Origin of the sequence: Faecalibacillus intestinalis, assembly GCF_003024685.1 — a bacterium.
Taxonomy (GTDB): domain Bacteria; phylum Bacillota_I; class Bacilli_A; order Erysipelotrichales; family Coprobacillaceae; genus Faecalibacillus; species Faecalibacillus intestinalis.
Genome location: NZ_PYLQ01000005.1, coordinates 16,285 through 30,911 on the forward strand (window position 1 = coordinate 16,285; position 14,627 = coordinate 30,911).

9 protein-coding genes are annotated in these 14,627 nt (G+C 30.0%); all 9 read right to left on the minus strand.

Features of this window, described 5'->3' with window-relative positions; genetic code table 11:
- Nucleotides 1-36: 36 nt before the first annotated feature.
- The gene (gene trpA / locus C7U54_RS05180; RefSeq protein WP_107029530.1) at nt 37-810 is read right to left on the minus strand and encodes a tryptophan synthase subunit alpha; all 774 of its coding nucleotides are present in this window, start codon (nt 808-810) and stop codon (nt 37-39) included.
- A complete protein-coding gene (gene trpB, locus C7U54_RS05185; RefSeq protein ID WP_107029531.1) occupies nt 803-1,984 on the minus strand; it encodes a tryptophan synthase subunit beta in 1,182 nt (393 codons plus the stop codon). Before trpB ends, trpA begins: the two co-directional genes overlap by 8 nt.
- Nucleotides 1,974-2,567 carry a phosphoribosylanthranilate isomerase gene (locus C7U54_RS05190; RefSeq protein WP_107029532.1) on the minus strand — a complete coding sequence of 198 codons (594 nt, stop codon included), beginning with the start codon at nt 2,565-2,567 and terminating at the stop codon, nt 1,974-1,976. Before C7U54_RS05190 ends, trpB begins: the two co-directional genes overlap by 11 nt.
- Nucleotides 2,554-3,345: an indole-3-glycerol phosphate synthase TrpC gene (trpC, locus tag C7U54_RS05195; protein WP_107029533.1), complete on the minus strand. Its 792-nt coding sequence runs from the start codon at nt 3,343-3,345 to the stop codon at nt 2,554-2,556. Before trpC ends, C7U54_RS05190 begins: the two co-directional genes overlap by 14 nt.
- A gap of 11 nt (nt 3,346-3,356) precedes the next feature.
- Nucleotides 3,357-4,364 (minus strand): anthranilate phosphoribosyltransferase, encoded by a 1,008-nt coding sequence (trpD, locus tag C7U54_RS05200; RefSeq protein WP_107029534.1) that lies wholly within the window; start codon nt 4,362-4,364, stop codon nt 3,357-3,359.
- Nucleotides 4,357-4,935 (minus strand): anthranilate synthase component II, encoded by a 579-nt coding sequence (locus C7U54_RS05205; RefSeq protein WP_022001867.1) that lies wholly within the window; start codon nt 4,933-4,935, stop codon nt 4,357-4,359. Before C7U54_RS05205 ends, trpD begins: the two co-directional genes overlap by 8 nt.
- Complete coding sequence (locus C7U54_RS05210; RefSeq protein ID WP_107029535.1) at nt 4,919-6,391, minus strand: anthranilate synthase component I family protein; 1,473 nt, start codon at nt 6,389-6,391, stop codon at nt 4,919-4,921. Before C7U54_RS05210 ends, C7U54_RS05205 begins: the two co-directional genes overlap by 17 nt.
- An 870-nt stretch (nt 6,392-7,261) precedes the next feature.
- The gene (gene malQ, locus C7U54_RS05215) at nt 7,262-8,737 is read right to left on the minus strand and encodes a 4-alpha-glucanotransferase (RefSeq protein ID WP_256179688.1); all 1,476 of its coding nucleotides are present in this window, start codon (nt 8,735-8,737) and stop codon (nt 7,262-7,264) included.
- Between the two features lie 116 nt (nt 8,738-8,853).
- Nucleotides 8,854-14,481, minus strand: a complete 5,628-nt coding sequence (locus C7U54_RS05220) for a beta-N-acetylglucosaminidase domain-containing protein (RefSeq protein ID WP_107029537.1) — start codon at nt 14,479-14,481, stop codon at nt 8,854-8,856.
- Nucleotides 14,482-14,627 lie beyond the last annotated feature (146 nt).

The window sequence follows — 14,627 nt, forward strand, 5'->3', positions numbered from 1 at the left end:
AAAAATGTAAAAAAAGATAGTTTTTCAACTATCTCCTTAAAGTTTTTTTGTAAGTGATTGGATATATTCTTTTAAAGGTAGATCTGCATGATTTCCATGTTCTTTAATAATATTAACAATTGCGCTACCTACAATAACGCCATCAGCATATTGTTTAAATTCTTTTACTTGTTCTGATTTATTAATTCCAAAACCAATAGCAACTGGTGTATCTGTTACTTGATGGATATGTTCTATGATTTCTTCTAAATTACTTGCAAATGAAGTATTATCTCTTGTTCCTGTAACACCCATTGACGATACAAGATAGATAAATCCTTTTGCTTCTTTTGCAATCATTTCAACACGATCTTTACTTGTTGGGGCAATCATTGAAATTAAAGTAACATCATAATTATAACAAACATCTTTGACTTCTTGGCTTTCTTCATAAGGTAAATCTGGAAGAATAATACCATCAATGCCAACTTCTTGACATTTTTTAAAGAATTCATCATAACCGTAATGGAAAACAACATTTAAATAAGTCATAAAACATAAAGGAATATCACTTTTTTCTCTTACTTTTTTAACCATTTCAAAAACATCATCTGTTGTAACTTTGTTTTTTAAAGCACGTACATTTGCTTCTTGAATGGTTGGTCCTTCAGCAATTGGATCAGAAAAGGGAATACCAATTTCAATCAAACTAGCCCCTGCTTCTTCCATATCTAAAATATAGTCTACTGTTTTATCTATTACAGGATCTCCTGCTGTTAAAAAACCAATGAAGGCTTTTTTATTTTCAAAAGCTTTATATATTCTATTCATAGATTTCTTTCCCCCTATATCTTGCAATCGCTGCAACATCCTTATCTCCTCTACCTGAAAGACAGACAATTAAAATATCATCTTTTTTCATAGTTGGTGCTATTTTGATTGCATGTGCAATCGCATGTGCACTTTCAATGGCACAAATAATTCCTTCAGTTTTTGCAATGTATTCAAAAGCATCCACTGCTTCATCATCTGTAACTGGTACATATTGTGCACGTTTTGTATCATGTAAATAAGCATGTTCAGGTCCAATACCTGGGTAATCTAAACCGGCTGAAATAGAATAAACAGGTGCAATTTGACCGTATTTATCTTGACAGAAGTAAGATTTCATTCCATGGAAGACACCTAATGATCCTGTCGCAATTGTTGCTGCTGTTAAAGCTGTATTAACACCTTTACCAGCGGCTTCACAACCAATAAGTTTTACATCTTTATCATTGATAAAATTATAGAACATTCCCATCGCATTACTTCCACCACCAACACAAGCCATCACAGCTGTAGGAAGTTTACCTTCATATTCAAGAATTTGTTCTCTTGCTTCTTTAGAAATCACACTTTGGAAATCTCTCACCATCATTGGAAATGGATGAGGTCCCATCACAGAACCTAAAACATACATCGTATCATCCACACGTTTTGTCCATTCTCTCATTGCTTCATTGACCGCATCTTTTAAAGTCATTGTCCCTGTAGTTACAGGATGTACTTTAGCTCCTAAAAGTTCCATACGATAAACATTTAAAGCTTGACGATCTGTATCTTCTTTTCCCATAAAAATTTCACATTCAAGTCCAAGCAAGGCTGCTGCTGTGGCTGTAGCTACACCATGTTGCCCAGCACCAGTTTCAGCAATAATTCTTGTTTTTCCCATTTTTTTAGCCATTAAAGCTTGTCCTAATACATTGTTGATTTTATGAGAACCTGTATGGTTTAAATCTTCTCTTTTTAAATAGATTTTAGCGCCACCTAAATCTTCTGTCATCTTTTTCGCATAATATAATAAAGATGGTCTACCAGCATATTCTTTTAATAATGTATTAAGTTCATCATTAAATGCTTGATCATTTTTATAAAATTCATAAGCCTCTTCAATTTTATGAATTTCACTCATTAAAGTTTCAGGTATGTACTGTCCCCCATGTATTCCATATCTACCTTTCATTTCTAGCTCTCCTTACGATTTCCTTAATTTTTTCCCTATCTTTAAAACCATCTGTTTCAACACCACTTGAAACATCTAATCCATAAACATTCATTTTTAAAGCTTCATCAATATTAGAAAGATTGATTCCCCCTGCCAAAAATACAGGTTTATTGACTTCTTTCAACATAGACCAATCAAAACTTTCCCCAGTTCCTCCAGAACCATGATCGAAAAGATAATAATCAACGTCATAGTCTACATTGAAAGAATCATCATTTTTAATTTGAATTGCTTTAATAATTGGAACATCTATTTTTTGTTTTAAAATCTTTATATATTCATTTGTTTCTTGACCATGCAATTGTACAAGATCAATAACATCATTTTTAACTAATTTTTCAACAAAAGAAATATCCTCATTTACAAAAACACCTACAACTTGAATCGAAGATAAAAGATCTTTTTTTAATTCTTTTGCCTGATCATAAGTAATCTTTCTTTTTTTCCCCGCAAAAACAAAGCCAACATAATCAGGTTGATATGTATTAACATAATCAACATCTTCGCTTCTTTTTAAACCACAAATTTTAATCTTCTTCATCAATACCTTTTAAAACTTCTAATGTATGTCTTTTATCATGGCTTTTCATCATAGCTTCACCAATTAAGACAGCATTTACATGATGTTTTTCTAATAATTCAATATCTTCTCTTGTTTTAATACCACTTTCAGAGACAAAGATAACATCATCATCGACCATATCTCTTAATTTTAATGTTGTATTTAAATCAACACTGAAATCTCTTAAATCTCTGTTATTTACACCAATAATTTTAGCGCCTACACGCAATGCTTTTTTTACTTGCATTGAACTGTGTGTTTCAACAATTGCTGACATACCTAAATTATGCGCTAAATTAACACAGCGCATTAATGTAATTTCATCTAAAACACCTGCAATTAATAAAATTGCATCTGCTCCTAAGATTTTAGATTCATAAACCATATATTCATCTACAACAAAATCTTTTCTTAAAACAGGAATTTTCACAATACGTTTGATTTCTCTTAAAAAATCATCATCCCCTTTAAAATAATCAGGTTCAGTTACTACTGAAATAGCATCTGCTCCAATCATTTCATATTCTTTCGCAATTGCTTTAAAATCAAAAGTGGAAACAATTTGTCCTTTTGATGGTGAATGTCTTTTAACTTCTAAAATATAAGACATTCCATCTTTTTCTAAAGCTTTTTTAAAAGGAAAACTTTGGTCAATAGGCATTGCAAAGGCTTTTTCTTTTAATTCATAAATTGAATGACGTTTTTTATTTGTTTCAACACGTTCTTTTGTACTTTCAACAATATCTTCTAAAATCATAATATACGCTCCTATTTGTTTGATTCTTTTATAAACTCTTCTAGTTTTTCATTTGCCTTTCCACTATCAATCAACTCTGCTGCTAAATCAATTCCTGCTTGTAAAGAATCAACTTTACCACCAATATATAAACCTGCCCCCGCATTCATTAAGACAGCTGTTCTAGATCCACCTTGTTTACCATTTAAAACATCTCGTGTAATTTGAGCGTTTTCTTTTGGAGTTCCTCCAACAAGTTCATCTTTTAAACATCTTTGTAAACCAAATTGTTCAGGTGAAATTGTATATGTTTTAAATTGATTCTCATTAATTTCACAAACAAAAGTTTCATTAGATGCTGAGATTTCATCTAAACCATCTCTTCCATAAACCACCATAGCTCTTTTAACCCCTAAATTACTTAAAACTTGAGCAAGTGGTTCAACTAATGATTCATCATAAACTCCCATTACTTGATAAGTCGCTCCTGCTGGATTCGTAAGTGGTCCTAAAATATTAAAGACTGTACGAATACCTAGTTCTTTTCTTAACGGTGCAACATATTTCATCGCTAAATGATAGTTTTGAGCAAATAAGAAACAAATATTAATATCGTTTAATAATTCTTTACTTCTTTTTTCATTGATTGTAATATCCACTCCAAGAGCTTCTAAACAATCTGCTGCTCCACTTTTAGAACTTGCTGCACGATTTCCATGCTTAGCAACTTTAACACCACCACTAGCAATCACAATAGATGAAGTTGTAGAAATATTGAAAGAATTTGATCCATCTCCTCCAGTTCCTACAATTTCAAGAACATCTTGATCATTCAATAACTTCACACAATGTTCTCTCATTCCTTTAGCACTTGCAGTTATTTCATCAATTGTTTCACCTTTTAATGAAAGTGCTGTTAAATAAGCAGCCTTTTGAATATCAGAAGCTTGATCATCCATGATCTCATTCATACATTCATAAGCTTCTTGATATGTTAAATCTTCTTTTTTTGATAATTTAATAATTGCTCCCCTAATCATTTTGTATCTCCTTTAAAAAATTTTCAACTATTTTTTTACCTTCTTTTGTTAAAATCGACTCCGGATGAAACTGTAACCCATAAACAGGATAGTTTTTATGACTGATTGCCATGATTTCACCATCATCGCTTTCTCCTATAATCTTCAAACATTCTGGTAAATTTTCTTTTTTAGCAGCTAAGCTATGATATCTAGCCACTGCTGTCTTTTTCTCGATTCCCTTAAAAATTGGATTTGTAGTATCTACTTTAATTATCGAAGACTTTCCATGCATGACGCTTTGAGCATAACTTACTGTTCCTCCAAAAGCTTCAACAATTGCTTGATGCCCTAAACAAACTCCCAAAATAGGATATTTCGTATAACATTTTTGAACAACTTCTTCAATAATACCCGCTTCACTTGGTTTCCCTGGACCTGGTGAAATAATAATACATGATGGCTGAAGTTCTTCTATTTCTTCAACTGTCATTTCATCATTTCTTATAACCTTGATATCTTCATCGATTGAACCTATCAATTGATAAAGGTTATAAGCAAAACTATCATAATTATCAATGAGTAGAATCATAATCAATACCTCCATCTGCCATCTTGATTGCTTCAACAACCGCACCTGCTTTATTTAAACATTCTTGATATTCATTTTCAGGAACACTGTCATAAACAATTCCTGCACCACTACAAATAGAAATTTCATTATTTCTTTTATAAGCTAAACGAATACCAATACATAGATCCATATTTCCTGTAAAATCTAAATAACCAATCGCTCCTCCATAAATACCTCTTTTATTTTGTTCTAATTGATTAATAATTTGACATGCCCTGATCTTTGGTGCTCCTGATAAAGTACCTGCAGGAAGTAAAGCATCAACTGCATCTAAAGCATCATATTTTTCTTTAATTTCACTGCTAACAATACTTGCTATATGGATAACTTTTGAAAACTTTAAGATATCCATATAAGATACCACATGTACACTATTGAATTTAGAAATTCTTCCTAAATCATTTCTTCCTAAATCAACGAGCATATTATGTTCAGCTAATTCTTTTTCATCTTTTAATAAATCATCTATTAATTGTTGATCTTCTTGATCATCTTTTCCTCTTTTTCTCGTTCCAGCAATTGGAAAAGTTGTTAACTTTGTTCCCTCCAATTTAATTAAAGTTTCTGGAGAAGCTCCAGCTACTTCAATATTATCACTTGCAAAATAGAACATATAAGGTGATGGATTCGTTGTTCTTAAAACACGATAGCTATCAAATAATGAACCTGTTGCTTTTGCATAAAGTCTATTTGATAAAACAACTTGGAAGATATCACCTTCTTTAATATAATCAATACCTTTTTCAACCATTTGACAATATTCTTTTTTAGAGAGAACGGGTTTAAAATCTTCTAATAATTTTAATGGTTGAACAAGTGTTTTAACATGTTTTCTAATAATATAATCTAATTCATCTAATTCTTTGATTCCTTCTTTATAATTCTTTTGTAAATCATTTGTTCCAATATTAACAATTAAAATCAACTTTTGCTTAAAATGATCAAAACAAATAACTTTATCAAATAACATTAAATCAACATCATTGAAACCATTATCTTTTTGATTTTTAATAATTGAAGGTTCGCTATATTTAAAATAATCAAAACTAAAATAACCAACTAAGCCTCCTGTAAAAGTAGGAAAACCCTCTAATTTTAAACTACGATGTTCATTTAAAACTTTTCTAATATATTCTTTGGGATGTGTCACTTTAAAAATCTTATCATCCACTTTCATCATCTTGTTATAACAAGTAATTTCGCTTTTAGGATCAAAACCTATAAAAGTATATCTTCCCCATTTTGTCTTATCTTCATGACTTTCTAACATATAAACATGTTTAGAATATTGTTTTAATTTTCTCATTAATTCTATAGGTGTAATCATATCACTATAGATTTCTTTTTTTATTGGAACTAAATCATAAGATTTTAGATCTAATTTTTCTAACATTTCTAAACTTGGATAATACATATAATTCCCCCTAATAATTAAAAAAACCGTCTTGAAAGTTAAACTTTCAAGGACGGTTATATCCGCGGTGCCACCTTGATTCATGATACACTCATGCACTTTACTAGATGCTATCACATCTATGACTACTTACGTAAGCCTTACGTCAAAGAATACTCAGCTAATGCCTTTCCTTTTGCCCTCTGTGGTCCATTTAATAGACTGCGTTCTGCTTGCTTCCACCATCCAAACTCTCTATAAGTGCACGTTCTATTTTTATCTCCACTTCATCGGTTTCACTTGTTGTGTGTATTATAAATCGGTTTTAAAAATAAAGTCAACACGAATAGGTAATGTTTTATTTTTTATACATTTATATAAAAAGAAAAAGACCGATTGGTCTTACACTTCAAGTCGATGTACAAATTTAGAATGTTGTTGTCAAAAAAATATTTAAGGAAGAAAAACCTGTCCATGACTTGTCTACGAAAACTATTATATTTTTTTATAAACAAAAATCAATTTATTAAATTAAATTCATCGAATAAAAGCGATTACATTGTTGAAAAATTAAAAAAAGTAGCTTTTATCGTTATTTTTTAGGATATTTAAATAATAAGTATGGTATTTATCTTTTATAAAAATATAAAAAAAGACCGATTGGTCTTACCTTCAAGTCAATGTACAAATTTAGAATGTTGTTGTCAAAAAAATATTTAAGGAAGAAAAACCTGTCCATGACTTGTCTACGAAAACTATTATATTTTTTTACAAATAAAAATCAATTTATTAAATCGAATTCATCAAATAAAAACGATTACATTATTAAAAAACAGAAAAAAACCGCTTTTATCGCGGTTTTTTAGGATATATAAATAATAAGTATGGTATTTATCTTTTAGCTTTCTTTAACGTTTTTTGAATTATTTGTATTTGATTTTGATAATCATCAAATGAAGTAAGTTTATAAGACCAGTTATGTGGACCTACTGTCCCTGGTAAATTAATACGAGCTTCTTGGCCATAGCCAAGTAGATCTTGTAAAGGAACAATAGAAATCACTGCATCACATTCAAGTGTATATGCAAGCATATCTTCCACAAGATTTTCTCCTGTATATCCTAGACCCTTCATAATTTCTTTCATTCTTTCTTTATCATCTAATTCTTCATACCATTGTTTAAGAGTAGCATTATCATGTGTTCCTGTATAAACAACACAATGTTGAGGAATTTTATATTTAACTTTTCTTTCATCTTCACCAAAAGAAAATTGCATAACTTTCATTCCCAATAAATCATAATGATCTCTCAGTTCATGTACTTGTGGACGTAATTCTCCTAAGTCTTCAACAATCATATTAAGTTTAGGCAATTGTTTATAAACTGAATCTAAAAAATGATAACTTGGTCCTTCTATCCATTTTCCTTCTCTTGCTGTAGCACTTCCATAAGGAACTGACCAATATGTATCAAAAGCCCTAAAATGATCAACTCTTAAAATATCAAAAATTTCATTATTCCATTTTAATCTTTTGATCCAAAAATTATATCTTGTTTTCTTTAAATAATCCCAATCATATAAAGGATGTCCCCATAGTTGGCCATCTTTTGAAAAATAATCAGGTGATGCTCCAGATAAGAATTTAGGATAAAATTTATCATCTAATTGAAAACATTTACGATACTCATAAACATCCGCAGAAGCATCACCTACATATAAAGGTAAATCTCCCATGATAGATATTCCTTTTTGATGTGCATGTATTTTTAATAAATTAAATTGTTTAACAAAAATATATTGAAGAAATTGAATATAATCAATTTCTGCTTCTAATCCTTCATTACTTCCTTTAATATTTTGATCTTCATCATTCCAATCTACCCAAGGTAAACCTTCGTTTGCTTTATTTAAAGCCATAAAACGCGCATATTTTTTTAACCAAAATGTTCCTTTAACAAAAGTACGATATTCTTTCTCTAATTCTTTATCTTTTAAGAAAACTTGATAAGCTTTTCTTAAATAACGATCTTTAAATAAACGTACGCGTTTATAATCAACTCTTTTTAAATCTTGTAAATAGTTAGGAACTTCATCTAACAAATGCCAATCTTTTAAAAGTTCTAAAGAAATATATATTTCATCACCAGCAAAAGATGAATAAGGAGTATAGGGTGAATTCCCAGAGCTTGATGGATTTAATGGTAAAATTTGCCAAATAGAAAAACCTGCTTGAGCAGATAAGTCAACAAATTCATAAGCTTCTTTTCCTAAATCCCCTATTCCATGTTTTCCTGGTAAACTAAATAACGGTAACAAAATACCAGCTTGTCTTTGATCAAGTGCTTTTAATTTCATGATTTTCACCTCTTCTTTAAATATAACATAAAAAAAGCGTCTCCGCTTATGAAAACGCTATCTTTTTTTGATTTTAAAATGAAAAGGTTCTATTTTCTTAATCTTGAAAATAGAAACCTTTTATTTTAGTCTTCTTTTGTTCTTTTTCTTAAAGATACATAAACGATTGCTGCCATTAATGCAAATGTTGCAAATGTCCATACAGATGTTGAATCACCTGTTTTCACTTTGTTATTTGTTACAACTTGAGGTTTATGAGCAGGTTCATTTGTATCTGTAGTGACTGTTGGTGCTTTTTCTAATGCATTAATAGCGTTTTGTAATTCACTTACAAGGGCATCGACTTCTTCTTGTGTCATTTCTGATGAATTTTCTAACTTCTTAGAAATTTCAGTAACAACATCTATTAGTTTAGAATAAGATGCTTCTGTATATTTTTTACTATCTAATTGTTTAATTTGATCTAATAAACCATGGATACCATCTAAATTACCACGTTTAACAAGTTTTTGAGCAGCTTCTTTTAAAGTATTAGTTAATGCTTGAACATCATCACTTGTGTTTTCATTTTCTAAAGCAGCTTTAACATCATTGTAAACTTTTTCAAATTTCTTCCATGATGATGCTGTATAATCTTTTTCTTGATATTGATCCATTAATGCTTTTAATGCATTTACTTCATCATCTGTTGCTTTTAAAACTAATTGTGTTCTTGCATCTTGTAATTGTTTTAAAGCTTCATCTAATTGTTCTTTTGTTGCATCTTCTTTTTCAATTAATGTTTGTGCATTCTTTAATGCTTCTTTAAATGAATCAGCAGTAGATGTTAAATATTTATTTGTATCTAACTTATCTAATTCATTTGATGCAATATAATCTTTTAACTCTTTTTTACTTACTGATACTTTTGTTACTAATTGAGCTTTTGCTTTTTGTAAAGCATCTACCATATCAATAACTTCTTTTTCAGTAATTGTTGCTTCATCCTTTTTAATGAATTCTTGAGCAAGTTTCACTTGATCTTGTAAAATAGCCCATGTTTCACTTGTATAATCTTTTTCTTTTAACTTGTTAATTGTATCAAGTTCATCTTTAACACTTTGAATATCTCCACGTTTAACAAGATTTGCATAAGCAACTTCTAATTCAGCTTTTGCATTTGTAATAGCATCTAATTCACCCGCTTGTTTATCTAAAACTTTTTGAGCTTGTTTTAATGCCTTTTCAAATTCTTTATAAGAATCTGCTGTATATTTATTTTCTTTAACATCTAAAGAATTAATATATTTTTGTAAATCATTAGCTGCTGTTGAAGCATATTCATCATCATTTAACATAATAACTTCTGAAATTGTTGGAATTTTATTTTCATCCCATTCAATCTTTAATTCATAAACGTTTCCTTCAGGCATATAGAATTCATTTAATGATTTTTTAAGAGTTCCAACTTGAACCCATTTCTTTCCATTTTCACCATCTACAAGAACAGATACTCTTGCATTTGAAATTTCACCTTTTTGAATAATATGCATTTTCTTAACATCTAAATCACTTGATAATGTATAAGTAATGCTTCCAGCTTCTTTAGAACCTGGTCTATAAGCTGTAGATAAATCTCCATCAAACATATATTGAGGAATAAATCCATTTGCTTCTACAGTTGAAGAAGTATATGTTGGATCATTTGAAACTGGTACATATTCTCCATCATTTATAACGATTTCATTGAAAACAACAGCTCTATTATTATTTGTTGCTGTCATTAAGATCTTTAAGTAACGTGCTTTAATATTATTAGCAGTTCCTTCTACATAGACTTTATTTGGATATGTGCTTGATGCTTTATAACCTGCATCTGAATCAATACATTTAACCCCAGCATCATTTGTATTTTCATTACCATCTCCAATAGTTACAACTTTTGTCCAGTTTTCTAAATCATCTGATACTAAAATATCAGCATCTCTAATATAGTTAACTGCACTATCTTGGCAATACATTTGAATTTTAGAAATTGTTCTTTCTTGTCCTAAATCATAAATAATATATTGTCCTTTTTGTGGAAAATCACCAAATTCTGTTGTTGAATCGATATTACCATCAAAAGCAGCACCATTATTTCTAGTATCTTCACCAACACCCCATGAAGGATTAATATTCATAGTTGCTTTATATAAATATGGTGCTGTAATTTCATTTGAATGTACTTCAAAATGATTAATTGTCAATTTAATAGCTTTGTCTGTTTTATTAATTAATCTTACATATCTTCCATCTGGAAGTTCTTTTTCTTGACCTGTTACAGTTGTCCATTCAACACCATTTTTTGAAACTTGTAAAGTTGCTCCTTGACCATTTTCATAATCAATATTGAATGTACTTAAATCTTTGATTCTTGATAAATCAACACCAACGTATTGACCTTTTTCTAAAGTAATTTCTTGATTATAGATCAATTCTGTAAGTGCTTCTTCACTTTGTGAAGCTAATCTATAATCTGTATTTGTATAAACATTAGCATTATTGAAATCCTCATCTGGATTATATGCATTTACTGTAAATTCAGAGAAAATAACCCATACAGCTCTCTCTTCTTCATTCACTAAACGAACATAACGTGCTTTTAAACCATAGAAATTTTCATCAATTGTATCTTTTCCACTAGCTAAACCTTGATATGTTTTATAAGTAGTCCAGTCTTGGTTGTCATTAGAGTATTGTAAACTATATTTTTCCCATTTATCTCCTGCACTGCGGTCTCCACCGATAACTGCATGAATTTTACCAATAGCTGTTTCTTTACCTAAATCCCAACCAATATAATCACCTTTTCTTGTTCTATCACCTGAGGTACTAAAATCTAATGCTGTTGAACTATCACCATCTGTTAAATTAGCTACTGTTCCTCGATAAATTCCCCATGTATCTGTATACATAAATGTTGCATTGATTTGTCCTGGATCAGCCATTTTAAATGTATTGACTTTCCACCAATATCCTGCTGTATTACTTTTTAAATTTAATTCTAAGTTTCTAATACGAACTGCTTTTGCTTTAATATTTTGACTTGATACATCTAATTCAACAGAAGCATCACCATTATATTCTTTTAATACTTTCCATGTTTGACCATCCGTTGTATATTCAATGACATATTTTGTTGATTTATCTGTTCCTGCATCTTGTCCAAAATAAATTGTACCTAATGTTTTTGCTTTTTTGAAAGTTAATGTAATACTTGCATCAACTGGTAAATAATCTTTAATTTCTCCACCTTTATAAGGACTTTCAGCAAAATGAGCATAAGTAGCATTACTGTCATCTAATAAATTATTTAAAGAACCACCTTTAAGTGTCAATTTATCAACAGATAATGTACCTGGATCTTCTTCAGTTACTACTTCATCTGCATTAACAGCAATATCTCTAATACCTAACCAAGTATTCGCTTTATCTTCAGTAGCAATCATGCGAATACCTTTAACCCCTTTTAAATTTAAGTCAGTTAAAGCTACATCATTTGGTAAAGTATATTCTTGATTATCTAAATCAACCCATTTTTTACCATCTGTTGTATATTGCACTTTAGCTTTAGAAAAAGTATCTTTTGAATTTGAATTTGTTCCTAATCTAAAAGTCACTCTATCAATATCAATTGCTTTTGAATAACTAACGCCTACATAAGTTCCTTTACTAATTGTATTTGGTGTTTTATAAACGATTTCTGTATTGGCTTTATTATCGAATACATTATCAATATTACCTGTTGGACTATCACTACGATTTGTAATAAATTTAGTAACTTGTTTATTTGGATTTACAATTGTAGAAGCAATATCTCCTAAATAAGAATCCATTGCTTTAATAAATGGTACGATATGTTGTACTCCTACTTCTGCATATTCTAAATGATCAACATAATTGAATCCATATGTTTTTGATTTTTCAAAAGCAGCTTGTCCAGTAGAATATAGATCCCAAATCTTATCATTAGCTTCTTCATCTTGTACAGCTTTAACAGCTTTAAGATAATTTATTGCTGCATCTGCTGTATCATCCCAACAGTTTAACCAATATACAATTTGATCTTTTATTCTTGTATCACCTGCTTGTGCTCTATATGTAGCACTCGCATTTTTTAAGATTGTAAATTCATTGATCAAATCTTCAAATTGTTCATCACTGATTGTTGTTCCATTTGTAAGAGCTTCTTTGAAGCTTGTTAAACGATCTTTTAAATCTACTGATTCTTGTAATGCTGTTACACGACCATCCATATTTTGATTGATCATATGTTTTGAAAGTTCTCTTAAAGCAGCTGATGCTTGAGTTTCAATAGCACTATTATGATCGACATATTTAAATGAAGCAGTCCAGCATTTTTGAGCTTCTTCTTCACTTTGCCAAATATTCCATGAGTAACATGCATTCCCAAAAATTGCAACTTTACTTGGCTCAGATTGTTGCATTGGATTTAAAACGATTCCTTGAATCTTATTTGGATCTACACCAGGGTGTAAAAATGTTGTATAGCCACCCATAATTAAGTGTTTTTTAGAGTTATCTGTACATGGCCAGTTGATCCACATATAAGGGCCACGCCCTGCATTATTTGTAAAAGTTGTTGTGAAGTTATTTGTAACTTCTCCCCATACTCTACCACCAGTCATAACGATTTGAATATTTGCTGGGAAATTACGATAATAACTTTGTCCATTAGACATATATTCTTGTGTACAGAATGGTAATGTTAATTTTAAATCAGGATATGTTTTTTGCATTTCTTTTAACCATGCTGTCATATCAGTTAATGTTTTTGTATAGTTAGCACCACCAACATTTCCAGCATCATCTGCTAAAATAGCAATTTGACGAACACCTGCTTTAATAACTTGTTCAAATTTAGCTTGTAATACTTTTAAGTCTGCTTGATAGTTTTCTTCACTATTATACCTGATGGCATTATACATATATGGATGTAATGCAAATACAAAACGACATTTTGATTTATTTCCTGCTTCAGCAAGAGGTTTGATTTTTGTTTCAATTTCTTCATCTGTATAAAGTTCACGCCATTTAGAGTTATGTTTAGGATCATCTTTAGGAGCATAGAAATAAGAATTCAACTTGTAGTATCCTCCCCATTCCATTAATTTCTTACGATCCTCAGTTGACCATGGATTTCCATAATAACCTTCAATAAATCCACGACTAGCAACATTAGCATAATCTTCTATTGTAAAATTACGGATATTTGTTCCGTCTAATTGTTTAAAGATATGATACAAACTTGTAAGACCATAAAAAGCCGCATCTGTATCTTTACCTAATACTGTAATTGTTCCATTATCAACCTTTAATAAGTATGAATCTAATTGATCAAATAATTGGGTTGTTTTTACTGAATAATGTTCACCAACATATTGATCAACATATTGATTTGAATCTTTAATACCTACTAAAATGTTTGTTTGGCCTTCTTTTACTTCTTCAGAAGTACTTGCTTTTATATTTTTAATAGCTAATACTTCATTCATTCTATCCTTTGTATATTCATCAATACCATCTTCATAGACAACATTGACAGTAGATGTCATATCAAATGAACCATCTTGATAATCCATCATATGAGGATTTGGATAGACTTCATAATCATTTTCCAAAGCACTGACGATTGGATAAGAGTGAATACATCCAATTGACATTAAAAATGCAAGTGCTAGAGAAACAATTCTCTTTACCTTTTCTTTCATATTCTTCTTCCTTTCTTATTTACATTACTGCTCCCTTAAATGAATAATGTAATCTTAATTTGCAAATACAAACCAAAAAATAAAGACCAAACAAGATACACTAAAAAAATGTAAGTTATTTGGTCTTGCCTACTTAAAGTAACAAT

What these genes read in the sequence shown, in the direction of transcription:
- trpA (WP_107029530.1), bottom strand. Translation starts at nt 810, where the DNA reads ATGAATAGAATATATAAAGCTTTTGAAAATAAAAAAGCCTTCATTGGT.
- trpB (WP_107029531.1), bottom strand. Translation starts at nt 1,984, where the DNA reads ATGAAAGGTAGATATGGAATACATGGGGGACAGTACATACCTGAAACT.
- C7U54_RS05190 (WP_107029532.1), bottom strand. Translation starts at nt 2,567, where the DNA reads ATGAAGAAGATTAAAATTTGTGGTTTAAAAAGAAGCGAAGATGTTGAT.
- trpC (WP_107029533.1), bottom strand. Translation starts at nt 3,345, where the DNA reads ATGATTTTAGAAGATATTGTTGAAAGTACAAAAGAACGTGTTGAAACA.
- trpD (WP_107029534.1), bottom strand. Translation starts at nt 4,364, where the DNA reads ATGATTAGGGGAGCAATTATTAAATTATCAAAAAAAGAAGATTTAACA.
- C7U54_RS05205 (WP_022001867.1), bottom strand. Translation starts at nt 4,935, where the DNA reads ATGATTCTACTCATTGATAATTATGATAGTTTTGCTTATAACCTTTAT.
- C7U54_RS05210 (WP_107029535.1), bottom strand. Translation starts at nt 6,391, where the DNA reads ATGTATTATCCAAGTTTAGAAATGTTAGAAAAATTAGATCTAAAATCT.
- C7U54_RS05220 (WP_107029537.1), bottom strand. Translation starts at nt 14,481, where the DNA reads ATGAAAGAAAAGGTAAAGAGAATTGTTTCTCTAGCACTTGCATTTTTA.